At 66.5% G+C, this 26,527-nt stretch carries 28 protein-coding genes, 3 tRNA genes and 1 pseudogene; 20 read left to right on the forward strand and 12 right to left on the reverse strand.

Annotation, left to right across the window (positions count from 1 at the left end; all coding sequences use genetic code 11):
• Positions 1-240 precede the first annotated feature (240 nt).
• The 3 genes and pseudogenes from A5625_RS22240 to A5625_RS22250 all read right to left on the reverse strand — a co-directional run bounded on the left by A5625_RS22240 (position 241) and on the right by A5625_RS22250 (position 2,572).
• The gene (locus A5625_RS22240; protein ID WP_066999090.1) at positions 241-936 is read right to left on the reverse strand and encodes a crotonase/enoyl-CoA hydratase family protein; all 696 of its coding nucleotides are present in this window, start codon (positions 934-936) and stop codon (positions 241-243) included.
• Positions 933-1,786, reverse strand: a pseudogene (locus tag A5625_RS22245) (hypothetical protein). Before A5625_RS22245 ends, A5625_RS22240 begins: the two are co-directional and overlap by 4 nt.
• Positions 1,787-1,858: 72 nt before the next feature.
• On the reverse strand, positions 1,859-2,572 hold the full coding sequence (locus A5625_RS22250) for an MBL fold metallo-hydrolase (protein ID WP_066999096.1): 714 nt from the start codon (positions 2,570-2,572) through the stop codon (positions 1,859-1,861).
• 134 nt (positions 2,573-2,706) lie between these two features.
• Here A5625_RS22250 and A5625_RS22255 point away from each other — a divergent pair, with 134 nt between their 5' ends.
• The 12 genes from A5625_RS22255 to rplA all read left to right on the forward strand — a co-directional run bounded on the left by A5625_RS22255 (position 2,707) and on the right by rplA (position 7,827).
• Positions 2,707-2,913, forward strand: a complete 207-nt coding sequence (locus A5625_RS22255; RefSeq protein ID WP_066999099.1) for a type II toxin-antitoxin system VapB family antitoxin — start codon at positions 2,707-2,709, stop codon at positions 2,911-2,913.
• Positions 2,914-3,065: 152 nt separating this feature from the next.
• Positions 3,066-3,138: transfer RNA gene (locus A5625_RS22260), tRNA-Thr, on the forward strand.
• A gap of 52 nt (positions 3,139-3,190) precedes the next feature.
• A tRNA-Met gene (locus A5625_RS22265) sits at positions 3,191-3,264 on the forward strand.
• A 46-nt stretch (positions 3,265-3,310) separates the two neighbouring features.
• A complete protein-coding gene (rpmG, locus tag A5625_RS22270; protein WP_003898538.1) occupies positions 3,311-3,478 on the forward strand; it encodes a 50S ribosomal protein L33 in 168 nt (55 codons plus the stop codon).
• Positions 3,479-3,554: 76 nt separating this feature from the next.
• On the forward strand, positions 3,555-4,007 hold the full coding sequence (gene hadA / locus A5625_RS22275) for a (3R)-hydroxyacyl-ACP dehydratase subunit HadA (protein ID WP_369830034.1): 453 nt from the start codon (positions 3,555-3,557) through the stop codon (positions 4,005-4,007).
• On the forward strand, positions 3,994-4,422 hold the full coding sequence (gene hadB, locus A5625_RS22280; protein ID WP_066999105.1) for a (3R)-hydroxyacyl-ACP dehydratase subunit HadB: 429 nt from the start codon (positions 3,994-3,996) through the stop codon (positions 4,420-4,422). Before hadA ends, hadB begins: the two co-directional genes overlap by 14 nt.
• Positions 4,423-4,425: 3 nt before the next feature.
• Positions 4,426-4,926: a (3R)-hydroxyacyl-ACP dehydratase subunit HadC gene (hadC, locus tag A5625_RS22285; RefSeq protein WP_066999108.1), complete on the forward strand. Its 501-nt coding sequence runs from the start codon at positions 4,426-4,428 to the stop codon at positions 4,924-4,926.
• Between the two features lie 155 nt (positions 4,927-5,081).
• Positions 5,082-5,154: transfer RNA gene (locus A5625_RS22290), tRNA-Trp, on the forward strand.
• 146 nt (positions 5,155-5,300) lie between these two features.
• On the forward strand, positions 5,301-5,747 hold the full coding sequence (gene secE, locus A5625_RS22295; RefSeq protein ID WP_066999109.1) for a preprotein translocase subunit SecE: 447 nt from the start codon (positions 5,301-5,303) through the stop codon (positions 5,745-5,747).
• Positions 5,748-5,772: 25 nt separating this feature from the next.
• On the forward strand, positions 5,773-6,570 hold the full coding sequence (nusG, locus tag A5625_RS22300; protein WP_066999113.1) for a transcription termination/antitermination protein NusG: 798 nt from the start codon (positions 5,773-5,775) through the stop codon (positions 6,568-6,570).
• Positions 6,571-6,617: 47 nt separating this feature from the next.
• Positions 6,618-7,046: a 50S ribosomal protein L11 gene (gene rplK / locus A5625_RS22305; RefSeq protein ID WP_066999116.1), complete on the forward strand. Its 429-nt coding sequence runs from the start codon at positions 6,618-6,620 to the stop codon at positions 7,044-7,046.
• Positions 7,047-7,119: 73 nt separating this feature from the next.
• Positions 7,120-7,827 (forward strand): 50S ribosomal protein L1, encoded by a 708-nt coding sequence (gene rplA / locus A5625_RS22310; RefSeq protein ID WP_066999119.1) that lies wholly within the window; start codon positions 7,120-7,122, stop codon positions 7,825-7,827.
• Positions 7,828-7,853: 26 nt separating this feature from the next.
• Here rplA and A5625_RS22315 read toward each other — a convergent pair whose 3' ends face one another.
• The 7 genes from A5625_RS22315 to A5625_RS22345 all read right to left on the reverse strand — a co-directional run bounded on the left by A5625_RS22315 (position 7,854) and on the right by A5625_RS22345 (position 14,875).
• Positions 7,854-9,080: an RNA polymerase sigma factor gene (locus A5625_RS22315; RefSeq protein WP_066999122.1), complete on the reverse strand. Its 1,227-nt coding sequence runs from the start codon at positions 9,078-9,080 to the stop codon at positions 7,854-7,856.
• A 9-nt stretch (positions 9,081-9,089) separates the two neighbouring features.
• Positions 9,090-9,788, reverse strand: coding sequence for a YciI family protein (locus A5625_RS22320; protein ID WP_066999126.1), 699 nt, complete (start codon positions 9,786-9,788; stop codon positions 9,090-9,092).
• Positions 9,789-9,884: 96 nt separating this feature from the next.
• On the reverse strand, positions 9,885-10,781 hold the full coding sequence (gene mmaA4, locus A5625_RS22325) for a hydroxymycolate synthase MmaA4 (RefSeq protein WP_066999129.1): 897 nt from the start codon (positions 10,779-10,781) through the stop codon (positions 9,885-9,887).
• 224 nt (positions 10,782-11,005) lie between these two features.
• Positions 11,006-11,866, reverse strand: a complete 861-nt coding sequence (locus A5625_RS22330) for a cyclopropane mycolic acid synthase family methyltransferase (RefSeq protein ID WP_066999544.1) — start codon at positions 11,864-11,866, stop codon at positions 11,006-11,008.
• Between the two features lie 87 nt (positions 11,867-11,953).
• Positions 11,954-12,802 (reverse strand): alpha/beta fold hydrolase, encoded by an 849-nt coding sequence (locus A5625_RS22335; RefSeq protein WP_369830035.1) that lies wholly within the window; start codon positions 12,800-12,802, stop codon positions 11,954-11,956.
• Between the two features lie 69 nt (positions 12,803-12,871).
• On the reverse strand, positions 12,872-14,218 hold the full coding sequence (locus A5625_RS22340; protein WP_066999135.1) for an AarF/ABC1/UbiB kinase family protein: 1,347 nt from the start codon (positions 14,216-14,218) through the stop codon (positions 12,872-12,874).
• Between the two features lie 54 nt (positions 14,219-14,272).
• A complete protein-coding gene (locus A5625_RS22345) occupies positions 14,273-14,875 on the reverse strand; it encodes a DinB family protein (RefSeq protein ID WP_066999138.1) in 603 nt (200 codons plus the stop codon).
• A 55-nt stretch (positions 14,876-14,930) separates the two neighbouring features.
• On the opposite strand from A5625_RS22345, the gene A5625_RS22350 reads away from it, so the two are divergent.
• Genes A5625_RS22350 through A5625_RS22360 form a run of 3 tightly spaced genes read left to right on the forward strand, consistent with a single transcriptional unit; the run spans position 14,931 to position 20,655 of the window.
• A complete protein-coding gene (locus A5625_RS22350) occupies positions 14,931-19,115 on the forward strand; it encodes an NEW3 domain-containing protein (RefSeq protein ID WP_066999141.1) in 4,185 nt (1,394 codons plus the stop codon).
• Between the two features lie 2 nt (positions 19,116-19,117).
• Entirely contained in the window at positions 19,118-19,729 is a 612-nt protein-coding gene (locus A5625_RS22355) for a malonyl CoA-ACP transacylase (RefSeq protein WP_066999145.1), read from the forward strand.
• A gap of 5 nt (positions 19,730-19,734) precedes the next feature.
• Complete coding sequence (locus A5625_RS22360; RefSeq protein ID WP_066999148.1) at positions 19,735-20,655, forward strand: ROK family protein; 921 nt, start codon at positions 19,735-19,737, stop codon at positions 20,653-20,655.
• Here A5625_RS22360 and A5625_RS22365 read toward each other — a convergent pair.
• Positions 20,648-20,977, reverse strand: coding sequence for a helix-turn-helix domain-containing protein (locus tag A5625_RS22365; protein WP_066999152.1), 330 nt, complete (start codon positions 20,975-20,977; stop codon positions 20,648-20,650). The genes A5625_RS22360 and A5625_RS22365 overlap by 8 nt on opposite strands.
• Positions 20,978-21,048: 71 nt before the next feature.
• Between A5625_RS22365 and A5625_RS22370 the strand changes: the two genes are divergently transcribed.
• The 3 genes from A5625_RS22370 to rplL all read left to right on the forward strand — a co-directional run bounded on the left by A5625_RS22370 (position 21,049) and on the right by rplL (position 22,817).
• Complete coding sequence (locus tag A5625_RS22370; protein WP_066999154.1) at positions 21,049-21,489, forward strand: DUF1772 domain-containing protein; 441 nt, start codon at positions 21,049-21,051, stop codon at positions 21,487-21,489.
• A 264-nt stretch (positions 21,490-21,753) separates the two neighbouring features.
• Entirely contained in the window at positions 21,754-22,380 is a 627-nt protein-coding gene (gene rplJ, locus A5625_RS22375; RefSeq protein ID WP_066999157.1) for a 50S ribosomal protein L10, read from the forward strand.
• Positions 22,381-22,424: 44 nt separating this feature from the next.
• Positions 22,425-22,817 carry a 50S ribosomal protein L7/L12 gene (gene rplL, locus A5625_RS22380; RefSeq protein ID WP_066999160.1) on the forward strand — a complete coding sequence of 131 codons (393 nt, stop codon included), beginning with the start codon at positions 22,425-22,427 and terminating at the stop codon, positions 22,815-22,817.
• Positions 22,818-22,862: 45 nt separating this feature from the next.
• On the opposite strand, the gene A5625_RS22385 is transcribed toward rplL, so the two are convergent.
• The gene (locus A5625_RS22385) at positions 22,863-23,537 is read right to left on the reverse strand and encodes a TetR/AcrR family transcriptional regulator (RefSeq protein WP_197516187.1); all 675 of its coding nucleotides are present in this window, start codon (positions 23,535-23,537) and stop codon (positions 22,863-22,865) included.
• 71 nt (positions 23,538-23,608) lie between these two features.
• Here A5625_RS22385 and A5625_RS22390 point away from each other — a divergent pair, with 71 nt between their 5' ends.
• Together A5625_RS22390 and A5625_RS22395 are read left to right on the forward strand one after the other, a co-directional pair.
• Entirely contained in the window at positions 23,609-25,090 is a 1,482-nt protein-coding gene (locus A5625_RS22390; protein ID WP_066999163.1) for a carotenoid oxygenase family protein, read from the forward strand.
• Between the two features lie 182 nt (positions 25,091-25,272).
• Positions 25,273-26,283, forward strand: a complete 1,011-nt coding sequence (locus A5625_RS22395) for an ABC transporter ATP-binding protein (RefSeq protein ID WP_066999166.1) — start codon at positions 25,273-25,275, stop codon at positions 26,281-26,283.
• Positions 26,284-26,527: the final 244 nt, after the last annotated feature.

Consider the following 26,527-nt stretch of genomic DNA (forward strand, 5'->3'; position numbering starts at 1 on the left):
ACAATTTCGCATCCGCATACAGCCGCTCGGTGCCGTCGGGATGCTCTGCGTCACAAGGTTATTGGATGCCGCTGCGCAACTTGGCATAGCTCAAGCCGGTGTAGTCGCACGGACTCGCTCCGGCCATCGGGTGCCGGGTCCGTACGGGGTCCGCGTGCCCCAGTGGTCCGCGATGCGATCGACGGCCATTCCGGTGAATTCCCCGGCAGTGGCCCGCGAAACCGTCGGGCGCCGCGCGGCTCACACCCCGAATTCGGCTTCGATCCCGTCGATGCCGGCACGGATGGCCGCCAGGGCGTCGACGCGGGTGCGCAGTTTGGTGGCGGCGTGCGCGCGCTGGTTCAGGCCGGCGAATTCACGGGCGGCTTCTTCGGCCCGGTCGAGCACCACCTCGGGCAACACGATCTCGTCGATAAAGCCTGCGGCGAGGGCGGTTTCACCGAAGAACGTCTTGGCCAGCCCGCTGGCTTGCTGGTACGCCGAGGGTGTCAGCCGCAGTTTCATGATCTCCAGCGCGGCATACGGGATGACCATGCCGATGGCGACCTCGTTGGCCTGAATGTTGTAGGCGTGCGCGGCCACCCGGTGATCGCCCGACGACAACAGGAACGCCCCCATCGCGATGGCATGGCCGGTGCATGCCATCACCACCGGCTTGGGATACGACAGCAGGCGATACGCCAGCTCGAACCCGCCCCGCAGCATGTCGATCGCGGGCTGCACCTCACCGGAGGTGAGGATCTTGAGATCGAAGCCGCCGCTGAACACCCGCTCGTTCCCGGTGATCACCAGCGCCCCGACCTTGTCGTGGTCGGCCTGGTCGATCGCGTCGTTGAGGGCCTGCTGCATGGTGGGGCCCAGCGCATTGACCTTGCCGTCGTCCATCTTGATGACGGCGATGGAGTCCTTGGTGCTGTAGTGGACCGGGGCGCTCATCGGTTGCTCCTTGCCGTCACGCGGGCTGGCTGTGGTGTCTGCCCAGGTCGTCTTCGGCGTTACTCCAGCGCAGGCTGACATCGGTGGGTTCGTCGAGTTGGCGGGTGCGCCATCTGTCTTGGGTTTCGCGGACCGCGGAGTTGATCCTTTCGATCTCGCTGCGGAATACCTCGGGACGAGTCTCCTTGCTGGCGTAGTGGAAATAGGTCAGCAGGCCGCGCAGCAGCTCCAGCTTCTCCTTTTCCCGCTTCGCCAGGTCATGGGTGGTCATCAACTCGATGCGCTGGACGGGCGGCAGGGCATTCCAGTCCAGCACCACGTCGGTCTGCAGCGGTGAACGCTCCCGCTGCCAGAACCGCCGGCGGTGCGGCCGGTCGGGCCGGTCGTAATAGGTCACGGTGCCGGTGAAGCGGGACTCGATGCCGCTGCCGATCTCGGCGCGGTCGAGCGCGGAATCCCACACCATGCGCCATTCCTGGCCGGGGGCCAGCATCGGCAGCCGGCGGGGCAGCTGCAGTTCGACGACGTCGGCGTAACCGTCGGTGGCGTTCTCGTATTCGGCCACCGTGGGTGGATTGAGAAAGGAGAACCCGATGTCGTACGCCGCGGTCTGGCCGAAATTGCGAACCACGAGTTCGATCACGTGCCAGTCGGCGGAATGCGGCTCCATGAACACCGCGACGTGCGGGCGGGTCTGCTCGGCCGCCACCCGGCGATTGCGGCTGATCTGGCTGTTGGTGAAGACCAGCGTGACGATGGCCAGGACGATTGCCGCCCACGCTGCCCACGCAATCCAGGTACCGGACCCGACGTGCGTGACACCATGCCAGCTGTCCTGGATCCAACCCATGGAATCCACCCTCCGCTTATATCACAAGGGGCGGTCGCCGGATGGTTGTGACCGAGCCATCCCTGGGGGACCTCAGCCGCCCATCAACATCCGCCATTGGTCAAGATCCCTGGCCCGATACACGTAGTTGGACCGCTTGACGTCCGACAGCGAGGCACTGGACTCCGCCGAATACCAATGCCCCGGGAAAACCGTCGGGTCACCGGGCAACGTCGCGAGCCGCTGCAGGCTGCGGTACATCTCGTCGGAGTCGCCGCCGGGGAAGTCGGTGCGCCCACAGCCCTCCAAGAACAACGTGTCACCGGCGACCAGACGGCCGTCGAGCAGGAAGCACTGACTGCCCGGCGTGTGGCCGGGAGTGTGCAACAACTCGATCTCGATGTCGCCGATGCTGACCTTGTCATGGTTCTCGTGGGCGGTCAGGTCCGCCATGCTTATCCCGGTGACTCGCGAAACCCACAGCGCCTCATGGGTATTGACGTGCACCGGCACCGGCGCGCGCTCCAGCAGTTCGGCCAGGCCCGCCAGCGCGAACCCCATCATCGATCCGCCCACATGGTCGGGGTGATGGTGGGTCACCAGCACCCCGGACAGGTGCATGCCGTCGGCCTCGAGTGCATCGAGCAGATCGCCGGCGGCGTAGGCCGGGTCGACGACCACACAGTCCCCGGTTTGCCGGTCGCCGATCAGGTAGGCGAAGTTGCGCATCTGGGTCGCAATCATGTCGCCGGCGGCGAAGTCGCGACCGGAGAGCAATTGACGAAAGTACAGCCGGTCCTCTGGCACGTGACCAGACTAGGGCCTGCGCGAAGACCTGCAGCGAGTAGACCGCCGCCAGTTCGGATTCGGCCCGACACACGGTGCCCGACACCGCCGTTTCACACCCGATTGGGCCGGTATGCAGCGGGTATGGTTGGCGCATGAGGAAGAAGGTCGAAATCGAGGTCGACGTGGATCTGGCCGATGAGGCGATCCGGCGCTTCCATCTCGCCGACGTGCGCGAGGCGGTCAACCTCGCGTTGCGAACCCTGCTCAGCAACGGCGATTCCCTCGACCAGGAGGACGAGTACGACGAATTCAGCGACCTCAGCGCCTGGGAGCCCCGGCGTAGCGCCGGCGGCGGGTGATGTTTGCCCCGACCTCATCAATTGCCGGTTGAGCCCGCGATTTCGAACCACCCGCAGCGGACGGCACTGCGGCTACCCGTGGTTTGGTTCCGCTGCGCGCCAGGCTGTACCCTCTTTTAGGCCCGCGCGGAGGAGATCGCTGCGGGTGAACGGCCCCCTTAGCTCAGTCGGTAGAGCGTTTCCATGGTAAGGAAAAGGTCAACGGTTCGATTCCGTTAGGGGGCTCGGCGGACGCCGAGCAGGCGTGGCGGCCCCGACCCCAAAAGGGGTGGCCAGAGGCGATGTAGCTCAGTCGGTTAGAGCGAACGACTCATAATCGTTAGGTCGCCGGTTCGAGTCCGGCCATCGCTACAACACAACAGCACAGTTTTTTTGAAGGAATTGAGAGAGAACCGTCATGGCTTCCAGTACCGACGTGCGGCCGAAGATCACCTTGGCATGCGAGGTGTGCAAACACCGCAACTACATCACCAAGAAAAACCGCCGGAACGACCCGGACCGACTGGAGCTGAAGAAGTTCTGCCCGAACTGCGGTAAGCACCAGGCGCATCGCGAGACACGCTAGCGGCCACCCGCAAGCGTTTCTTTCGATTGACTAGGTAAGTTTTAGAGCCGTGCCGTTAACCACAAACATCGTCGGGATGCACTATCGCTATCCCGATCATTACGAGGTGGAGCGGGAGAAGATTCGCGAATACGCGACGGCGGTGCAAAACGACGACGCCGCGTTCTTCGAGGAGAAGGCGGCGGCCGAACTTGGCTACCAGGGGCTGCTCGCCCCATTGACGTTCGTCAGCGTGTTCGGCTACCAGGCGCAGACGGCGTTCTTCAAGCACGCCAACATCGCCGTCCACGACGCACAGATCGTTCAGGTCGACCAGGTGCTGAAGTTTTTTGCGCCGCTGGTGGCCGGGGACAGGTTGTACTGCGACGTCTATGTGGACTCGGTGCGTGTGTCGCACGGCACCCAGATCATCGTGACCAAAAACGTCATCACCAACGAAGCCGGTGACGTCGTGCAGGAGACCTACACGACCCTGGCGGGCCGTGCCGGTGAGGATGGAGAAGAGGGATTTACTGATGCCACTGCGTGAGTTCAGCTCGGTGAAGGTGGGTGACCAACTTCCGGAGAAGACCTACCCGCTCACCCGGCAGGATCTGGTGAATTACGCGGGCGTCTCCGGCGACCTGAACCCGATCCACTGGGACGACGAAATGGCCAAGGTCGTCGGCCTGGACACCGCGATTGCGCACGGCATGCTCACCATGGGCATCGGCGGGGGCTATGTCACCTCGTGGATCGGTGACCCGGGTGCCGTGACCGAGTACAACGTGCGGTTCACCGCGGTGGTGCCGGTACCCAACGACGGTAAGGGGGCCGAGCTCGTCTTCAGCGGACGGGTGAAGTCTGCCGATCCCGAGACCAAGGCCGTGACCATCGCGCTGACGGCCACCACCGGCGGCAAGAAGATTTTCGGCAGGGCGATCGCGTCCGCAATCCTCGCGTAGGCCATGGCGCTCAAAACAGACATCCGCGGAATGATCTGGCGGTATCCGGATTATTTCGTCGTTGGGCGGGAGCAACTGCGCCAGTTCGCGCTGTCCATTAAGAATGATCACCGAGCCCACTACGACGAGAGCGTAGCCGCCGCACTCGGCCACGATGCGATCGTCGCACCGCTGACCTTTGCGACCATCTTCGCCAAGCTGGTCCAGCTCGACTTCTTCCGGCACGTCGACATCGGCATGGAGACGCTGGTGATCGTCCAGGTCGACCAGCGGTTTGTGTTTACCAAACCGATCAAGGCCGGTGACAAGCTGTGGGCCCGGATGGACATCGTGTCGGTGGATGAGCGTTTCGGCGCCGACATCGTCGTGACCAAGAACATCTGCACCAATGACAAGGATGAGGTGGTCTTGGAGGCCTACACCACGCTGATGGGCCAGTACGCTGACAACTCCGCGAACCTGCGCTGGGACCCGGAATCCGGCCAGGTCGTCAGAACGGCGTAATTGGTATTGGATTTCCCGCGCTTAGGGGCAATCAAGTACACTCGGTCCTCGGGGTTTTCCCAGCATTAGCGCGCTTTCCGTGAGTCGACCAATCGGAAGGCGCGCGAGTCATGTAAGCCCCGGTAGGTAAGCGCAGGTTGGCCTGCCAACCGCGAAGGGGCGTAGCTCAACTGGCAGAGCAGCGGTCTCCAAAACCGCAGGTTGCAGGTTCAAGTCCTGTCGCCCCTGCTGAAGACGAAACGTCCGGTGACGACGCAGGCCGGGACGGCCTGAAGAGGAACCAGACGATGAGGGATGTGCCATGGTGGACACTGGAAGTATGTGCCGCCACTGATGGGACGGCTCTCCGGTACTAGCAAACAAAGGAGCATGCGGTGAGCGACGAAGGCGACGTTGCCAACGACGCCGCAAGCGACGGCACTGACAAAGAGGACGGCCGCGCGAGCGGCGGTCGGACAGCGGTGGTGACGCGGCCACAGCGCCCCACGGGCAAGCGGTCCCGGCAGCGGGCGGCCGAGGCCGGCGAAGACACCGAGTCGTCGGACGAGGTCGAAGTCTCCACCCAGGAGAAGACCAAAAAGGGCGCCAAAGCCAAGGCTGCAAAGCCCAAGAAAGCCGGCGACCAGCGGGCCAACCCGTTCGTGTTCGTCTACAACTACCTCAAGCAGGTGGTTGCAGAGATGCGGAAGGTCATCTGGCCCAACCGCAAGCAAATGCTCACTTACACCTCCGTTGTGCTGGCTTTCCTGGCCTTCATGGTGGCGCTGGTCGGCCTGGCGGATTTCGGCCTGACCAAGCTGGTGCTGTTGGTGTTCGGCTGAGCGAGTGACAGAGAGGACTCAAACCGTGACTACCTTCGACGGTGACCCGTCCGCGGGTGACGCGGTCGACGTGGACGAGGCCGCCCAGGCGCAGGCCACGGACACTTCCGCAGCCGCTGAGGTCACCGAGGCGACTGCGGACCAGGCCGCCGACGGCGCGCCCGAGACTGCCGAGGCTCCCGCCGAGTCGGCCGAGGAGGCCGATCCGGCCGCCACGCTCAAGGCGGAGCTGCGCAGCAAGCCCGGCGACTGGTATGTCATCCACTCCTACGCGGGATACGAGAACAAGGTCAAAGCCAACCTCGAAACGCGTGTGCAGAACCTGGACGTCGGCGACTACATCTTCCAGGTGGAAGTGCCCACCGAAGAGGTGACCGAGATCAAGAACGGCCAGCGCAAGCAGGTCAACCGCAAGGTGCTGCCCGGCTACATCCTGGTGCGCATGGATCTGACCGACGACTCGTGGGCCGCGGTGCGCAACACCCCGGGCGTCACCGGGTTCGTCGGGGCGACCTCGCGTCCGTCGGCGCTGACGCTCGACGACGTGGTGAAGTTCCTGCTGCCGCGCGGCGCGACGAAGAAGGCCGCCAAGGGTGCGGCCACCACCGCGGCCGTCGCAGAGGTCGGCGGTCTGGAACGTCCGGCCATCGAGGTCGACTACGAGGTCGGCGAATCGGTGACGGTGATGGACGGGCCGTTTGCGACGCTGCCGGCCACCATCAGCGAGGTCAACGGCGAACAGCAGAAGCTCAAGGTGCTGGTGTCGATCTTCGGCCGCGAAACCCCGGTCGAGTTGACCTTCAGCCAAGTCTCCAAGCTCTAAACCGGCGCATACGCCGGGCGTAAACCAGGAAGGAACCGCACAATCTCATGGCCCCGAAGAAGAAAGTCGTCGGGCTGATCAAGCTTCAGATCCAGGCGGGGCAGGCCAACCCGGCGCCGCCGGTCGGGCCCGCGCTCGGTCAGCACGGCGTCAACATCATGGAGTTCTGCAAGGCATACAACGCTGCCACGGAGAACCAGCGCGGCCAGGTCATCCCGGTGGAGATCACGGTCTACGAGGACCGCAGCTTCACCTTCGCGCTCAAGACCCCGCCCGCCGCCAAGCTGCTGCTCAAGGCCGCCGGTGTGGGCAAGGGATCGGCCGAGCCGCACAAGACCAAGGTCGCCAAGGTCACCTGGGATCAGGTCAAAGAGATCGCCGAGACCAAGAAGACCGATCTGAACGCCAACGACATCGACGCGGCCGCCAAGATCATCGCCGGCACCGCCCGGTCGATGGGGATCACCGTCGAATAGGTGACCCCACCCGTGGGAGGGCCAGCTTCGGCCCGCTTTCCAACCACGACCCAACACCCGATTGGATGAATGAATGAGCAAGAACAGCAAGGCATATCGCGCCGCCGCCGAGAAGGTGGACCGCGACAACCTCTACTCCCCGCTGGAAGCGGCCAAGCTCGCCAAGGAGACGTCGTCGAGCAAGCAGGACTCGACCGTCGAGGTGGCGATCCGGCTGGGCGTCGACCCGCGCAAGGCCGACCAGATGGTGCGCGGCACGGTCAACCTGCCGCACGGCACCGGTAAGACCGCCCGTGTCGCGGTGTTCGCCGTCGGTGACAAGGCCGAGCAGGCGCAGGCCGCCGGCGCCGACATCGTCGGCAGCGATGACCTGATCGAGAAGATCCAGGGCGGATTCTTGGACTTCGACGCCGCGATCGCGACCCCCGACCAGATGGCCAAGGTGGGTCGCATCGCCCGCGTGCTCGGTCCGCGTGGCCTGATGCCGAACCCCAAGACCGGCACCGTGACCCCCGATGTCGCCAAGGCCGTGGCCGACATCAAGGGCGGCAAGATCAACTTCCGGGTGGACAAGCAGGCCAACCTGCACTTCGTCATCGGCAAGGCCTCGTTCGACGAGAAGGCCCTGGCCGAGAACTACGGCGCCGCGCTCGACGAGGTGCTGCGGCTCAAGCCGTCCGCGTCCAAGGGTCGTTATCTGCGCAAGATCGTGGTCTCGACGACGACGGGACCGGGCATCCCGGTGGACCCGGCCGTCACCCGCAACTTCGCGGAGGGCTGAGCCCGCCTGGCCGGACGCCTCAGCGGCTAACCGCCGCACTCGACGATGCGCCGCCGCAGAAATTCACGGCCCGGGTCAGAGCCGTTGGACTGCAACGCCATTCGATACCAGGTGAGTGCATCGGCGGGTCTGCCGGCGCGCCGCAGCAGGTCGGCGCGTACGGTCGCAACAAGATTGGAGCGGCCGAGCCGCGGATCGTGTGCCACCTTATCCAGGGCGGACAGGCCGGCGTCGGGTCCGTCGCGCAAGCCGATCGCCAGTGCCCGGTTGGCGGCGACCACCGGCGAGTGGGTCAGTCCGAACAGCCGGTCGTAGGCGGTGCAGATGGCGACCCAGTCGGTTTGCTCCCAGGACGGTGCCGTGGCATGCAGCGCGGCGATCACGGCCTGGGGCAGATAGGCGCCCGTCGAGCCCTGGGCTTGGCGCAACCGCTCGAGGCCACGGGAAATGCGCCCGCGGTCCCATCGGCGCCGATCCTGCTCCTCGAGCGGCACCAGCATTCCGTTGTCGTCCACCCGGGTCGCGCGCCGCGAATCATGCAGCAACATCAACGCCGACAAGGCGTGCGCCTCCGGCTCGTCGGGCAGCAGCGCACACAGCTCCCCGCCCAGCCGGATCCCTTCGTCGCACAGGTCGTCCCGGATCGCCGAGGGGCCCGCGGTGGACCAGTAGCCCTCGGTGAAAACCGAATAGACGCAGGCGAACACGTGGGGTGTACGCTCGGGCAGCAACTCGGCCGGCGGTACCCGCAGCGGAATGTTGGCATGCCGAACCTTGTTCTTGGCGCGGGTGATTCGCTGACCGATCGCCGCCTCGGTCTGCAGCAGCGCGCGGGCGATCTCGCCGACGGTCAAACCCGACACCAGCCGCAGCGTCAGGGCCAGTTGAGATTGCCGGTCCAGCGCCGGATGGGCACAGGTGAACATCATCCGCAGCTCGTCATCGCGAACCGGGTGCGGGTCGCTGTGATCGGTGCGTGCCCGCATGTCGTCCACGTAGCTCTTCAAGGCTGCCAATTCCTTTCCGGGACGCGCTGATTCGCGGCGCAACCGATCCCGGGCGCGATTGCGGCCGACCGTCACCAGCCACCCGCCCGGGTTATCGGGCATCCCGTCGCGCGGCCAGCTGCGCAGCGCTTCGGCGCAGGCCTCCTGGACGGCGTCCTCGGCGACGGTGAGGTCACCCGACCAGCGCGCCAGCGCGGCCACGGCCGGACCCCATTCCCGACGAAAGACGCCGTCCAGGTTGGGCATTCGCGACAGCTACAGTGCGGAGATGCCAGCCAGCTGCCGCACCTGCACGGTCGAGGCGGGGATCATCGACGCGAGCTTGACGGCCTCTTCGCGGTCCGCGGCACTCAACAGATAGATCCCGGTGGCGATTTCGGCGCCTTCCACATAGGGCCCGTCCGTAATCAGGACCTCGCCGTCGCGCACCCGCACGGTCGTGGCCGTGGACCGGTCGTGCAACGCGGCGCCGCCGATGATGTGATCGCCCGCGGCCGCGTGTAGATCGGCGTGCTTTGCCGCCACCGCATCCCACTCCGGTGTGCCCGGTGTATGTGCGGACGCGGGCGGTTCCAGCAGCAACGCGAGCCAGTCATTGCCGGTCAACTTGCGGGACAGCTCGATCGAGTGGACCGCCGGCCATACCTCTACGGCCCCATAGCTGGCGAGTGGGATATCACGCGCCAGCGCCAGCGCCTCGTCAAGGTTTTCCGCCTCGAACACGTAGTAGCCGCAGGCCACCTCGGCGGACTCGGCGAAGGGACCGTCGGTGACGGTTGGCGCGTCCGGGCCTCCGGTGATCACCGCTGCCGCGGCAGCGGGCGCCAGCGCGTCTCCGGATTTGATCGCCGAGGCGGCTTTGGCGTGAAAGTTCTGCCATGCTGCCATCGCGGTGGCCCGGTCATCGGGTGTGCGGTCCTGCTCCCTGCTGATCAATAAGGCGAAATACTGCATGTTCGTCACCTCCGGATAGTGAGCGAAGCCCCGTGCTCCACTCTCTACCTACTCGACGAACCGCGCAGCGCTAATCCGACACTCGCCCCGAAGAAATCAGGCGGCGGCACCCGGCTTGAGATAGGTCACCAGGCTCACATCGAGCGCCTCGTCGGTGAAGTAGTACTCGCAGCCGCGCAGGTACTTGATGTAGCGGTTGTAGACCTCTTCGGAGGTGACCTCGATGGCCTTGTCCCGGTTCGACTCGAGCGTGTCGCCCCAGATGTGCAACGTTTTGATGTAGTGCGGTCGCAGTGAAAGCGGTTCGGGCACAATAAATCCCGCCTTCTCACCGTGATCGACCATCATCTGGGTGGACGGCAGCCGGCCGCCGGGGAAGATCTCGGTGAGGATGAACTTGATGAACCGGGCCGTTTCGAAGCTCAGCTTCTTGCCGCGCGCGGCCAGGTCGTACGGGTGGTAGCTGACGCTGCTCTGCACGGTCATCCGGCCGTCCTCGGGCATGATGTCGAACGTCCGCTTGAAGAAATCGTCGTAGTTCTCGTGGCCGAAGTGCTCGAAGGCCTCGATCGACACGATGCGGTCGACCGGCTCGGCGAAGTCCTCCCAGTTCTGCAGTCGCACCTCGCGAGAGCGGTTGGTGTCGACGTCGGCCAGCAGTTGCTGGGACCGGGCGTGCTGATTCTTGGACAGCGTCAGCCCGATGACATTGACGTCGTACTTCTCAACGGCGCGCTTCATGGTGGTGCCCCACCCGCAGCCGATGTCCAGCAAGGTCATGCCCGGCTTGAGGTCCAGCTGGTCCAGGTTGAGGTCGATCTTGGCGTACTGGGCCTCTTCCAGGCTCATGTCGTCGCGTTGGAAGTAAGCGCAGCTGTAGGTCCGGGTCGGGTCCTGGAACAGGCCGAAGAAGTCGTCGGAGACGTCGTAATGCGCCTGGATGTCTTCCGAACGCGTCCGCGTCTTTGTCGGGCTAGTCGGTTGCTCAGCCATTTTCGTCCTGTTCTCCTGGATGAGGTTCACTTCCTACAACCCGCGCACGCGTCCTAGGGGTCTGATCTGACCTGCAACGATACCCAACGGACCGGCGTGATTTCGCCAAGGGTGCGAGTGCGCGTCGCGACCCCGACCGCGGATATGGAGTCTACTTTTGCAGGCCGAACTGGTGCACGTCCACCCGGGCCCCGACCGCAGCATGCGGGTGGGACGACTCGGTGTCACTTGGTGAGCGTGTACTGGGCCACGTTCGAGATACCTTTGCGGAAAAGCTCCGCGCAGCCGGTCAGATAGCGCATGTAGCGGTCGTAAACCTCTTCGGACTGGATGGCGATGGCGCGTTCGCGATTGGCCGCAAGATTGGCCGCCCACATGTCCAGCGTGCGCGCGTAATGCGGCTGCAGATATTGGACCTGCTCGAGCGAGAATCCGCTGGCTCGGGAATAGTCGACGATATCGGGCTCGCCGCACATGTGCCCGCCGGGGAAGATTTCCTTGCCGAGGAAGCGCAAGAATCGCAGATCCGACATCGTGATCGTGATGCCGTGTTCGTGCCAGTACGACTGCGGATGGGTGAAAATGCTGTGCATCAGCATTCGGCTGCCTTCGGGAAGGGTCTTATAGGCCCAATCCCAGAACGCGGGCCAGCGTTCCTTTTTGAATGCGTCGAAGGCCTCGAAGCTGATGATCCGATCGACTTGCCCGTCAAACTCTTCCCAACCCTGCAAACGGGCCTCGGTGTGCCGCGTTGTCGGGATCGCGGCCAGCCTGGCCTTGGTGCGCGCGTAATGGTTGCGGCTCAGCGTGATGCCAATGACATTTACGTCGTATTTCTCCACCGCGCGGACCACGGCGCCGCCCCAACCGCATCCGACGTCCAGCACCGTCATTCCCGGCTCGAGTTTCATCTTGTCCAGCGCCAGATCGATCTTGGCGAGCTGAGCCTCTTCCAAGGACATGTCATCGTTCTTGAAGTAGGCGCAGGTATACACCATGTTTGGATCGAGGAAGAGAGCAAAGAAGTCGTCCGAAATGTCGTAGGTCGCCTGCGACTCTTCGTAATACGGCTTCAGCTTGGCCAATTGAACACCCACCCTTCTGTGCCAACCGTACAGCCCCGCGACATGGACTGAAAATCACGGGGATGCGTTTCTATCAAGTCTTTTTGGCTAACTTGCCTTGCTGAAGTTTTGCGTCAGCACGCCGATCACCTGATCCCACAACTGCTGCGGAAGATCATGACCCATGCCGTCGAAGGTCACCAATCGGGCACCCTCGATGGCCCTGGCCACCGCGCGGCCACCGAACGGCCGCATCAGTTTGTCCGCCCGGCCGTGGATCACCACGGTGGGCGCGGTGGTCTGCCGGTTGTAGCGACGCAGGCTGCCGCTGCCCAGCACCGCGCCGAAATGCCGCGCGACGCCCTGCGGGTAGTAGTTGCGGTCGTAGCCTTCGGCGGCCTCGGCTCGGGCCTGTTCTTCGGGCACGCGGTAACGCGCGCCGCCGATGATATTGCCGACGCGCACCGCGTTGTCGATGATCACCTCGCGCGGTGAGTCCGGCGGTGGGCCCTTGAGCAATGCCAGCAGCGCGCGCGGGGCCGGCGGGGGGAGTAGCGCCGAATTGTTGCTGGAGAAGATGACCGCCAGCGTTTTGGTCCGCTCACGGAAACGCGCTGCGAAGATCTGCGCGATCATGCCGCCCATCGACGCCCCCACGATGTGGGCGCGCTCGATGCCCAGCTGATCCAGCACCGCCGCGGCGTCGTCGGCCATGTCTTCCAGCTTGTATGCCGAATGGCTGGGTAAACCCAACCAGGACCGGAGCAGCCTGATCACCAGTGGCTGACCCGAGCTACGGTGCTGGGTTTTGCTGGACAGCCCGACGTCGCGGTTGTCATACCGGATGACCCGCAGGCCGTTGCTGACCAGCTTCTCGCAGAACGCCACCCGCCACAGCAGCAGCTGGGCTCCCAGTCCCATGATCAGCAGGACGGGCGGATCGTCGATGTCGCCCATGTCCTCGTAGTACAGCTTCAAATCGCCGGAAATGGCGTGCCCCGTACGCACCTGCACCAGAAAAAGCTCCTATACCTCGACGTCGGATTGGTGCTCGCGGCTGACTTCGACCATGAAGTTCGCGAAATAGCCGGTCAGCTGCGGATCCGACATCATTTGCCACTTGGGCGCCAGCAGCTTCATGTACCGCTCGACGTAGAGGAATTGCTTGCCGATCAGCACCAGCTCGCGGGGCAGTTTGACGTCGTAGGCGTCCGCCAGCGCGGAGAGCTGCCGCCCGATGTCGGCATACGACATGTCGCCCAGGGTCTGCATGGTCAGCGGGGTGGCGAACTTCTCCAGGTCCTTGGCGGCCTGCGCCTCGGGCTTCATGGTGCCGACGGCACCCATCAGCACCACGATCTTGCCCGCCGCCGCGTGGTCCTTCTTGACCAGCAGCGCGTACACCAGTTCGCGCAGCAGCCAGCGGGTGCGCGGGTCGATGCGGCCCATGATGCCGAAGTCGAAGAACACGATGCGGCCCTGTTCGTCGACGTAGAGGTTGCCCGCGTGCAGGTCGCCGTGGAACAGCCCGTGCCGCAGCCCGCCCTCGAAAAGCGAGAACAGCAGCGCCTTCACCAGCTCGACACCGTCGAACCCGGCCTTGCGGATGGCGGCGACGTCGTCGATGCGGATGCCGTGCACCCGTTCCATCGTCAGCACCCGATCGCTGGTGAAATCCCAGAACACCTGCGGCACCCGGATGTTTCGGCCGAGCGGTGAGGCGTGCAGGTGTGACACCCAGGCCTCCATCGACTGCGCCTCCAGCCGGAAATTCAGCTCCTCGGCCAGGTTGTCGGAGAAGTCGGCGACCACGTCTTGCGCCGAGAGCCGGCGGCCCAGCTTGGCCAGCTCGACGGCCTGGGCGAAACGCTTGAGGATCTGCAGGTCGGCCGCCACCCGGCGCCGGATGCCTGGGCGCTGGATTTTGACGACGACCTCCTCGCCGGTGTGCAGGGTGGCGTAGTGCACCTGCGCGATGGACGCCGACGCGAAGGGCGTCTCGTCCCATTTGGCGAACAACTCGGACGGGTCGCCGCCGAGGTCTTCGACGAAGAGCTTGTGCACCTCTTCGGAGTCGGCGGGCGGCACCCGGTCGAGCAGGCCGCGGAACTCGCGGGACAGCGATTCGCCGAACGCCCCGGGACTGGACGCGATGATCTGTCCGAACTTGACGTACGTCGGTCCCAGGTCGGCGAAGGTCTGCGGGAGCTGTTTGATCACCTTCTGCTGCCAGGGCCCCTTGGCCGGCAGCTTGGTGAGGATGCGAGCGGCGGTGCGGGTGACCTGCCAACCTGTCACGGCAACCCGGGCCGCTTCGACCGGTAGTGGCACCCGGTCGAGCTTGGCCCCCTCTCGATGTTTGGCAGAGCTCATCAGTGCAGTGTGCCAAATCGGCAGCAAAGAGTCCCAATCCTGCGACTTCGACGCTCAGCGCTCTTCCGCTCTTTTCCAGGGCTGCACCCAGCCCTGGATCGCCCAGCCCTCCCGCGCCGCGATCAACTCGTACATGGTGGCGCCGTCGATCGTCTCCCGGATGATGTCGGCGTGCCCGGCATGCCGGGCCAGCTCGTTGATCACGTGCAGGATCACCCAGCGCACCGACCAGGCCTGCTGGTTTTTGGGAAACCACGGGATGTCCTGCGGAACGGGCACCGCGGCGTCTAGGTCCGCGGCCTCCGCCAGCCGCAGTGATGTCGCGTTCTGCGCCTCGAACTCCGCCAGCAGCCCGGCCAGCGTCTCGTCGGGCCGCATCACGTGCTGTTCGGCGAACTCCGTCGCGATCTGTTCGAACGGGCGGGTGTCTTTCGGTGGCATGTCGGGGGCGGCGGCGACGCGCGCCATCCAACTGCGTTGCATGCCGGTGGCGTGCTTGATCAGCCCGCCGATCGAAAGCGCACTGACCGAGGGCGTGGACCGGGCCTGTTCGTCGGTGAGGCCATGGCTGACCGCGAAATAGGCGCTCTGGTGAAAGGCCAGGAATTCGCGCAAGGCACTGCGTTCGTCGGCTACCGGCGGGGCGAGGGCGGGCATTGGTCGATCCTAGGTCTCGATCGCCGTAAGGTGCGGGGATGCAGGTGGTTTCGGCATGCAAATGACCAAGGCCGAGTCGACCGAGCTCTTCGTCGGGCCCCCCGACACACCGCTGCAGGTGGTCCGCGTCGCCGTATCCGAGTGCGCAAGGCCCACCAGCGTCCGCATCGACGGCCTCGGTCTGCGCGGACAGGTGATCGCCGAACCCGGATGCGAGGTTGTCGAGGTGGCGGTGACGGTCGACGAGCCCGTCGTCGGTGAGCGCCGGCGCGCGCGGGCGCACGCCGGTGGTGCGGCGCTGTCGTTCGACTTCACCGTCGCCGAGCCCGGGTGGACCATGTTCATGGTCAGCCACTTCCACTACGACCCGGTGTGGTGGAACACCCAGGGCGCCTACACCAGCGAGTGGACCGAGGACCCGCCCGGGCGCGCCCGCCAGACCAACGGATTCGAGCTGGTGCACGCCCATCTGGAGATGGCGCGCCGCGATCCCGAGTACAAGTTCGTGCTGGCCGAGGTCGACTACCTCAAGCCGTACTGGGACACCCACCCCGAAGACCGGGCCGATCTGCGCCGGTTCATCGACCAAGGCCGCGTCGAGGTGATGGGCGGCGCCTACAACGAACCCAACACCAACCTCACCAGCCCGGAAACGACGATTCGAAACCTAGTGCACGGCACCGGTTTTCAACGCCACGTCCTGGGAGCCAACCCGGCCACCGCCTGGCAGCTCGATGTGTTCGGTCACGATCCGCAGTTTCCCGGCATGGCCGCCGACGCGGGTCTGACCTCTAGCTCGTGGGCCAGGGGACCGCACCACCAGTGGGGTCCGGCGCACAGCGGGGCGGGCATGGCCGGGATGCAGTTCTGCAGCGAGTTCGAGTGGATCTCACCATCGGGCCGCGGCCTGCTCACCCACTACATGCCCGCGCACTATTCGGCGGGCTGGTGGATGGATTCGTCGACGTCGCTGGGCGAGGCCGAGGCCGCCACCTATGAGCTCTTCGATCAGCTCAAACGGGTCGCGTTGACCCGCAATGTGCTGCTGCCCGTCGGCACCGATTACACGCCGCCCAACAAGTGGGTCACCGAGATCCACCGCGACTGGGCCGCCCGCTACACCTGGCCGCGCTTCGTGTGCGCGCTGCCCAGCGAGTTCTTCGCGGCGGTGCGCGCCGAACTGGCCCAGCGCGACTGCGTGCCCTCGCCCCAGACCCGGGACATGAACCCGATCTACACCGGCAAGGACGTGTCCTACATCGACACCAAGCAGGCCAACCGGGCCGCGGAGAACATCGTGTTGCAGGCCGAACGCTTCGCGGTGTTCGCCGGCCTGATGACCGGCGCCGGCTACCCGCAGGCCGCCCTGGCCAAGGCCTGGGTGCAGCTGGCCTACGGCGCACATCACGACGCCATCACCGGCTCGGAATCCGATCAGGTCTACCTCGATCTGCTCACCGGCTGGCGCGACGCCTGGGAACTGGGCCGAACCGCCCGGGACAATGCGCTGGCGCTGCTGTCCAGCGCCGTCGGTACCGCTGAGGATGACGTGGTCGTGTGGAATCCGCTGTCTTGCCGCCGCACCGACATCGTCACCGCACACCTGGACCGGCCGCTCGGCGCCCGGGTGCGGGTACTCGACGCCGACGGTGCCGAGCAGCCGGCGCACGTCGAGCACGACGGCCGGTCGGTCAGCTGGCTGGCGCGCGACGTGCCGTCGCTGGGTTGGCGGGCGTATCGGTTGGTGGCCGCGCATGAGCAAGACGAACCGGCCGGCTGGGAACCAGTGCCGGGGTCGGTGATCTGCAACGAGCACCACCGCGTCGAGGTCGACGCGGTGCGCGGCGGGTCGGTCTCGTCCTGGGTGCATGACGGCCGCGAGTTGATCGGTGACGGGCGGGTGGGCAACGAGCTCGCCGTCTATGAGGAATACCCGGCGCATCCGACGCAGGGTGAGGGCCCGTGGCACCTGCTGCCCAAGGGCCCGGTGGTGTGCTCGTCGGAGTCGCCCGCCCGGGTGCAGGCCTACCGTGGGCCACTTGGTGAGCGGGTCGTGGTGCACGGCCGGATCGGCACGCTGCTGCGCTACACCCAAACCCTGACGCTGCTGCGTGGGGTGGCGCGGGTGGAGTGCCAGACCACGATCGACGAGTTCAGCGGCGCCGACCAGCTGGTGCGGCTGCGCTGGCCATGCCCGGTGCCGGGTGCCATGCCGGTCAGTGAGGTGGGCGACGCGGTGGTCGGCCGCGGTTTCGCGCTGCTGCACGAGGGGTCCCGCTCGGTGGATGCCGCCCGGCACCTGTGGGCCTTGGACAACCCCGCGTACGGCTGGTTCGGGCTGTCCTCGGCGGTCCGGGTGCGGATATCCGGCGCCGGCGTACGCGCGGTGTCCGTCGCCGAGGTGGTGTCACCCACGGAGGCGGAGTCCGGGCCGCTGGCCCGGGAGTTGATGGTCGCGCTGGTTCGCGCCGGCGTCACCGCCACCTGCAGCGCCGCTGACAAACCGCGCTACGGCCACCTCGAGGTGGACTCCAATCTGCCCGACGCGCGCATCGCGCTGGGCGGGCCGGCGCACAACGGCTTCGCCGCGGCCGTGCTGGCCGACGCCGGTACGGCGTACTCCGATGAACTGGACCGCCAGTTGGCTTCCACCGGCCGGGCCAGGGTGTGGGTGCCGGCCGCGACGCCGCTGGACGCGGTGTGGGTGCCCGATGCCGACCTGCGTCCGGTGCGGGCGTTGCCGGTGCTGGTGATCGCCGGGCGCGACGAGCAGAACCTGCGGGCCGCGATCGCCGAGCTGGCCGAGGATCTCGCCGACGCCGAGATCCTCGTGACTCAGCAATCGCCTTCGGGGACAGACGCTTTCGAAGACCGCACCGTCGCACTGCTCAACCGTGGAGTGCCCAGCTTCGCCGTCGACACCGAGGGCACCCTGCACACCGCGCTGATGCGTTCGTGCACCGGCTGGCCGTCGGGCATCTGGATCGACGACCCGCGCCGCACCGCGCCGGACGGCTCCAACTTTCAACTCCAGCACTGGACGCACGTCTTCGACTACGCGTTGGTCAGCGCGGCGGGCGACTGGCGGCGTGCCGACATCCCTACCCGCAGCGCGCAGTTCGCCCAGCCACTGCTGGCGGTCACACCGAGCCGGCGTCGCGGTGTACTGCCGCCCGCCGGATCGCTGCTGAGCGTCGAACCCGCCCACTCGGTACAGCTGGCCGCCCTCAAGGCCGCCGGAAATCCACTGGCCGCGGGCAGCGCCGCGCCGCTGGACCCGCACGCGGTGGCCCTGCGCCTGGTGGAGACGACCGGGGCGGGCGGCCGCGTCGTCCTCGGCTCGGACGTCGCAACGGTGAGCGACCTGAAATGCGCCGATCTGCTGGAAAACCCGTCGCAACCTGTGGGCTCGGTCGACCTGCACGGCTATCAGGTGGCGACGGTGCTGGCCCGAATCGACATGCCCAAGGCGTCGACCGACGCCGCCGACCTGGCGCCGCACGCCGAGGCCGCGCAGCCGCTGTACGCCCGGTATTGGCTGCACAATCGAGGCCCCGCGCCGCTGGGGGGTCTGCCGGCGGTCGCCCACCTGCACCCGTCGCAGGTGACCGCGGAGCCGGGCAGCGTGGTGACGCTGCGTCTCACCGTGTCCAGCGACAGCACCGATGCCACCTTGCACGGCTCGGTCGTCCTCGGCTGTCCGGATGGCTGGACGGCCAAGCGCGCCAAGCTGCCGGTCACGCTGCGCAGCGGCGAGCATCGGCACGTCGACGTGGAGGTGACGGTCCCGGCCGGCGCCGAACCGGGTCGCTACCCGGTCCGAGCCGAACTCCGCATCACCGGCGACAGCGTCCCGCCTTGCTGGCGGCAACCCGTCGAGGACGTCTGCGTGGTGGCGGTCGGCCGGCCGGCCGGTGAGCTCATCTACCTGGCCGACGGGCCCGCCGAGGTCACGCTGCGGCCCGGTGAAGCGGGCGCACTGGCCGTGACCGTCGGCAGCGGCGCCGGCGCCGGCGCCGACCTGGCGCTGGAGGCGCATCTGATCAGCCCCTGGGGCACTTGGGAATGGATGGGTCCGGGCGCGCTCGGCGCGGTGCTGCCCGCCCGCGGCACCGTGGACCTAGGCTTCCAACTGAACCCGCCGGCCTGGCTGGAACCCGGCCAGTGGTGGGCGCTGGTGCGGATCGGCTGCGCCGGCCGACTGGTCTACTCGCCGGCGGTGAAGGTGACGGTGAGGTGAGGATGCGTCCCATCGCGATCGTCGCGGGTGTGCCCGTTGCGCCGAGCGTCCTCGACGCGGCCGAAGCGCGGCTGCGCACCGCGCGGGGAGCGGCCGCCCTGCCGGTGAGCGGCACCAGCGAGGGCCGGCAACTGCGGCGCTGGCTGACCCAACTGATCGTCACCGAGCGGGTGGTCGCCGCGGAGGCGGCCGCGCGCGGGTTGAGCGGGCGCGACGCACCGTCCGGGGAGGAGCTGCTGCCCGACGTGACCGCCCGGCTGGAGATCGGCAGCATCGCCGCGGCCGTGCTGGCCGACCCGCGTGCCCGCTCGCTGTTCGCCGACGTCACCGCCGGGGTGCAGGTGGCCGACACCGAGGTGGCCGCGTATCACGCCCGCAACCCGCTGCGCTTCGCCACGCCCGTGCGAGACGAACACGGCTGGCACACAACGGCCTTGACCGGCCCGCCGCTGGACGAAGTGCGGTCGGCGATCGGCGAGCACCTGCGCGGCGCCGCGCGGCGACGCGCCTTCCGATTGTGGCTGGACGCGCGGCGCGCCGAGCTGGTGCAACTCGCACCCGGCTACGAGCATCCCGGCGATCCCCGTCAGCCCGACAACACCCACCGGCACTGAGCGCCATGCTTACCCTCTGCCTGGACATCGGCGGCACCAAAATCGCTGCTGCGCTGGCAGATTCGGCGGGCAAGCTGGTGTACACCGCCATCCGCCCCACGCCGATCACCACAGCGGCCGAAGCGGTCTGGGCCGTCATCGAAGCGATGATCGCCGACGCGCTGGCCGCGGCCGACGCCGCGGTCGGCGCCGTGGGGATCGCATCGGCCGGGCCCATCGATCTGCGCAGCGGATCGGTCAGCCCGATCAACATCGGCAGTTGGGATCGTTTCCCGTTGCGCGACAAGGTCGCTGCGACAGTGCCCGGACTACCGGTGCTGCTGGCCGGCGACGGCGTCTGTATGGCGTTGGGGGAGCACTGGATTGGTGCGGGGAAGAGCGCCGGCCCGGACGCCCGGTTTCTGCTGGGCATGGTGGTGTCCACCGGGGTGGGCGGCGGACTGGTGCTCGACGGTGTCCCGTACTCGGGGCGCACCGGCAATGCCGGACACGTCGGGCACGTGGTGGTCGAACTGGACGGCCGGCTGTGCACCTGCGGCGGCCACGGCTGCGTGGAGACCTTCGCCTCCGGGCCGTGGATGGTGCGCTGGGCACGAGAAAACGGGTGGTCGGCACCGCCCGGTGCCGGTGCCAGCGACCTGGCCGCCGCGGCGGCGGCGTCAGACCCGTTGGCCCAGAAAGCCTTTCACCGAGGCGCCAATGCGCTGGCCGCGATGATCGCCTCGGTCGGCGCGGTGTGCGACTTGGATCTGGTGGTGATCGGCGGAGGTGTGGCCAAATCCGGGCCGCTGCTATTCGACCCGCTGCGCGCGAAGCTGTCCGAATACGCCGGCCTGGACTTCTTGTCCGGGCTGCGGGTGGTGCCGGGCGAGCTCGGTGGGTCAGCCGGACTGATCGGCGCGGCCCGGCTGGCGAGCCTCAGCTGACCCGCTGCATGTGCTTTCGGCCCCAGTCGCACAGACTCGCCAGCACTGGACCCAGCGTCCTGCCGTACTCGGAGAGCGAATAGTGCACACACGGCGGCACGGTGCGGGCGTCGTGGCGGTCGATGATCCCGGCGTCGACCAGTTCGTGCAGATGCCGGATCAGCATGCGCTCGGTGATGCCGGGGATGCTGCGCCGCAATTCGGCCGTCCGCATCGGCCCGTCGCACAGTCGCCACAGGATGGTGCCCTTCCAGCGGCCGTCGATGACCGACAGCGCTGCGTCGATCGGGCAGTCGCTCACTTCCTTCTTGGACACCGCCATCGGACGCTCCCTACGCTGACTAATTTGTCAGTACCTTGATAATTGTCAGCATAACCGCGAAGGTCAATGCCATGAACCACAGCATCGACGCACTCGCGGTTGTAGTCACCGGACTGATGGTCGGCGTGGAGCTGGCGGTCGCGGTGTTCTTCAACCCGCTCATCGCCCGGCTGCCCGACGACGCCTACCGCGCGGCCCGCGGCGGGTCCGGTCGAGCGCTCGGCACGACGATGCCCTTCTGGTATGCCGTCGTGCTGCTGCTGTTGGTGACGCTGGCCGTCGACCAGCGCGGAGCCCCGCGCGACTGGCTCTGCGCCCTCGCCGCCGGCCTGATGGCCGTCGCGGTACTGCTGACGATCACCATGCTGGTGCCGCTGAACAACCGCATCGCGAAGTGGCCGAGCACCGGTGAGTTCTCGCGCGAGCTCGCCGCCAAGTGGGATCGACGGCACCGGGTCCGGGTGATCCTGCTGCTGGCGGTGTTCGTCCTGCTGGCCATCGCCGTCACCTGAGCCGTGAGTTGTCGGCCGACGCCGTTTTGGCTGACCGGGCGTGGTCAGGCTATTCTGTTAGCCGATCCACCGAAGACCGTCGGTCACCGAGCAATCGGTTGAAGGTCCGGGACATCCCGGCGGCCCACGCAGGAGGACGAGGCACTAACGCCGGCTCACGCCGGCGTGTTTTCCACGCCCCGGCCGCTTCTGCGCCGGGGCGTTCGTCGTTCTGCGGGGGAATCGAGACGACACGTCGTATGACTTTGACTTCAGGAGGTAGGCATGGCCAGGGCTGACAAGGCCACCGCCGTTGCAGACATCGCCGAGCAGTTCAAGGAAGCGACCGCGACTCTGATCACGGAGTACCGCGGTCTGACCGTGGCCAACCTGGCCGAGCTGCGGCGCTCGCTTAACGGCGCGGCCACCTACTCGGTGGCCAAGAACACGCTGGTCAAGCGTGCGGCTTCGGAAGCCGGGGTGGAGGGGCTCGACGAGCTCTTCGCCGGCCCGACGGCCATCGCATTCGTCACCGGGGAACCGGTCGACGCCGCCAAGGCCATCAAGACCTTCGCCAAGGAACACAAGGCGCTGGTCATCAAGGGCGGCTACATGGACGGCCGTGCACTGACGGTCGCCGAAGTCGAGCGCATCGCCGATCTCGAATCGCGCGAGGTGCTGCTGGCCAAGCTGGCCGGTGCGATGAAGGGCAACCTCGCCAAGGCGGCCGGGCTGTTCAACGCTCCGGCTTCACAGGTCGCCCGGCTGGCGGCCGCACTGCAAGAGAAGAAGGCCGCTGAAGCTCCGGCAGCCGCCGCCGCTGCAGAACCCGCAGCCGCTGCGGAAGCCACCCAAGAACCAGCTTCGGAAACACCCACTGAGGCCCCGGAAACCCCGGCCGAAGCCGAATAACAACCAACCCGGAACCTGGGAAAAACAAGGAAGGACCCATACCCATGGCAAAGATGTCTACCGACGACCTGCTCGACGCTTTCAAGGAAATGACCCTGCTGGAGCTCTCCGACTTCGTCAAGAAGTTCGAGGAGACCTTCGAGGTCACCGCGGCCGCTCCGGTCGCCGTCGCCGCGGCCGGCCCAGCCGGTGGTGGCGCGCCCGCCGAGGCCGCCGAGGAGCAGTCGGAGTTCGACGTGATCCTCGAGGCCGCTGGCGACAAGAAGATCGGCGTCATCAAGGTGGTCCGCGAGATCGTCTCCGGCCTGGGCCTCAAGGAGGCCAAGGACCTGGTCGACGGCGCACCCAAGCCGCTGCTGGAGAAGGTCGCCAAGGAGGCCGCCGACGAGGCCAAGACCAAGCTCGAGGCCGCCGGCGCCACCGTCACCGTCAAGTAAGTCACTGCACGAATGCCCCCGGAAACCCCGGGGGCATTCGTGTTTTCAGCGCCGGATAGCCCGCTGCGACTGACGGACCAGCTCGGGTGAATCACCCAGGGCAACAAGAAGATTCGTGGACAGCGCGGTGAGGACGGAGTCCACTGCCGCGCCCTGCCCGCCGTAAAACCCGGCCAGCTCGAGCATCACGAAGCCGTGGATCAGCGACCAGAACTGGGCCGCCGTTGCCACCACAGCCGCATCGTCGTCCGCGGAACCCGCGCCCCGGAACCGTCCGGCCAGCATGCATCGGTGCACCCCGCGGACCACGTGGGCGAAGCTCGGGTAGTCCTGCTCGATCTCGGCCACCGTCAACGTCAGGACGTTATGAATGGGCGCCGTGATGCCGTGCGCGGCGGTGCTGCCGAACATCAGCCGATACATGTGTGGCCGCTGGATCGCGTAGCGCCGGTAGGCGGTACCGACCGTCATCAGGTCGGCCACCGGGTCGTCGGTCCGCGGCACCGAGAGCGCGGCGTCGAACTGCCGCCAACCCTCCTCGGCGACCTCGGCGATGAGCCCCCGCATGCCGCCGAAGTGCGTGTAGAGCGCCATGGTGGACGTCCCGGCGGCGCCGGCCACCTTGCGGGTCTGCAGGGCGTCGGGCCCGTGGCCGTCGAGTAGGCCGACCGCGGCGTGCAGCATCTCGTCGCGGACGCTGCGCTGAACTTCGGAAGTCATCGTTGCCATCTTCTCATCGGGCGCGTACGGTTCCAATAACGCTGAAATAACGATGTTATAGGAGCTCAGCCATGGTGACCACAGCAACCGTCGACACCGGCAATCCCTATCTCGAGGACTTTCTGGCGCCGGTGAGCGCCGAAGTCACCGCGTACGACCTGCACGTGACCGGACACATCCCCGACCATTTGGACGGGCGCTACCTGCGCAACGGGCCCAACCCGGCCGCCGAAGTCGACCCGGCCGTCTACCACTGGTTCAGCGGCGACGGCATGGTGCACGGGGTGGCGCTGCGGGACGGGCAGGCCCGCTGGTATCGCAACCGCTGGGTGCGCAGCCCGTCGGTGTGCCGCATTCTCGGCGAGCAGGCGCCGGGCCGGCTCGACCCCCGTGCCGGGATGCTGAGCTTGGGCGCCAACACCAACGTGCTGAGCCACGCCGGGCGGACCCTGGCGCTGGTGGAAGGCGGGGTTGCCAACTACGAGCTCACCGAGGAGCTGGACACGCTCGGGACATGCGACTTCGACGGCACGCTGGCGGGCGGTTACACCGCGCACCCGCACCGCGACCCGCGCACCGGCGAACTGCACGCGGTGTCTTACTCATTCAGCCGGGGGCGGACCGTGCAGTACTCGGTGATCGATGCCGCCGGCCGGGCCCGCCGCACGGTGGACATCGAGGTGGGCGGGTCGCCGATGATGCACGACTTCTCACTGACCGATAAATACGTGGTGATATACGACCTGCCGGTGACCTTCGACCCGGTACAGGTGTTGCCGCAGCAAATGCCGCCCTGGCTGGCGCTGCCCGCGCGTCTGGTGCTGCAGTCACTGATCGGCCGGGTGCGGGTGCCGAGTCCGATCAACGCCAGGATGAACCGCGACGCGCGGCACTCCGACCGGATTCCCTACGCGTGGAACCCGCGCTACCCGGCGCGTATCGGCGTCATGCCCCGCGAAGGCGGCAACAACGATGTCCGCTGGTTCGACATCGAACCTTGCTACGTCTACCACCCACTCAACGCATATTCCGAAATGCGCGGTGGCGCAGAGGTTTTGGTGCTCGACGTGGTGCGCTACGCGCGGATGTTCGACCGCGACCGGCGCGGCCCCGGGGAAAGCACGCCGATGCTGGACCGCTGGACCATCAACTTGGCCACCGGCGCCGTCACCACCGAACGCCGCGACGACCAGTCGCAGGAGTTCCCCCGCATCAACGAGGAGTTGCTGGGCGGACGGCACCGGTTCGGCTACACCGTCGGCGCGCAGTTCGCCGGCGGCGCATCCGGGCTTTTCAAACACGACTACGAGACCGGGTCCCGCGAAGTCGCGGCGCTGGATCCCGGCCTTTTACTCGGCGAGATGTCCTTTGTGCCCAACCCCGCGGCGCGCGCCGAGGACGACGGCATCCTGATGGGCTTCGGCTATCACCGCGACCGCGACGAAGGCCAATTGGTGTTGCTGGACGCGCAGACGCTGGAGCAGCTGGCCATCGTCCACCTGCCGCAGCGGGTGCCGATGGGCTTCCACGGCAACTGGGCGCCCGCTGGCTAACCTTTAGCTAACACATGCGTCAAATAAGTTGATCCCTCCAGGCGCCCGGTTGATCTCAGGACGGCCAATTTTTCCCGCCTGTGGTCTGCATCCCTGATGCCGTGTGGCAGGCGTGCGCTAGAGTGACTCATGCCACACAAAAGGGCAGGTGGCGGGCACAAGTCTCGACGGAAGGATTTCCCATGGGCGTCGCTATCGAGGTGAATGGACTTACCAAGTCCTTCGGATCCTCGAGGATTTGGGAAGACGTGACGTTGGAAATCCCCGCCGGGGAGGTCAGCGTCCTACTAGGACCGTCGGGTACCGGCAAATCGGTGTTCCTGAAGTCCCTGATTGGTTTGTTGCGGCCCGAGCGCGGCTCGGTCGTCATCGACGGCACCGACATCTTGCAGTGCTCGGCCAAGGAGCTCTACGAGATCCGCACGCTGTTCGGCGTGATGTTCCAGGACGGCGCACTGTTCGGTTCGATGAACCTGTTCGACAACGCAGCGTTCCCGCTGCGCGAGCACACCAAGAAGAAGGAAGGCGAAATCCGTGACATCGTCATGGAGAAGCTGACCCTGGTCGGTCTTGGTGGCGACGAGAAGAAGTTCCCCGGCGAGATCTCCGGCGGTATGCGCAAGCGCGCCAGCCTGGCCCGCGCCCTGGTGATGGACCCGCAGATCATCCTCTGCGACGAGCCCGACTCCGGTCTGGACCCGGTTCGTACCGCCTACCTGAGCCAGCTGATCCTGGACATCAACGCCCAGATCGACGCGACGGTGCTGATCGTTACCCACAACATCAACATCGCCCGCACGGTGCCGGACAACATGGGCATGTTGTTCCGCCGCAAGCTGGTCATGTTCGGGCCGCGCGAGGTGCTGCTGACCAGCGACGAGCCCGTCGTGCGCCAGTTCCTCAACGGCCGCCGGATCGGGCCGATCGGCATGTCCGAGGAAAAGGACGAGGCGACCATGGCTGAAGAGCAGGCCATGATCGATGCCGGCCACCACGCCGGCGGTGTCGAGGAGATCGAGGGCGTGCCGCCGCAGATCGTTGCGACGCCTGGCATGCCCGAGCGCAAGGCCGTCGCCCGGCGCCAGGCGCGGGTGCGTGAGATTCTGCACACCCTGCCCAAGAACGCTCAGGCCGCCATCCTCGACGACCTGGAAGGCACCCATAAGTTTCGGGCACACGAGTTCGGCGACTAGGGCACCGGCCCCGCCGGGTTTCGCGATAACTCCGCGTAACACGGCGGCCCGCCCCCTTGACGACGGGCCGTAAACCGGCCAGTCTGTTGGGCAGCATGTATCCAGCGGAAAATCGAGATGCCAGCCAGCGCCGATGTCCCTGGATTGCTGATGGTGGGAAGTTGAGGAATACGCCGTCCTGCGCTATCGTTGGACGTTGCGCTGGCTACTTCCTGCCCACCTCACCCGCCACCTGACACTGTGG

Source organism: Mycobacterium sp. 1465703.0, assembly GCF_001672975.1.
Taxonomy (GTDB): domain Bacteria; phylum Actinomycetota; class Actinomycetes; order Mycobacteriales; family Mycobacteriaceae; genus Mycobacterium.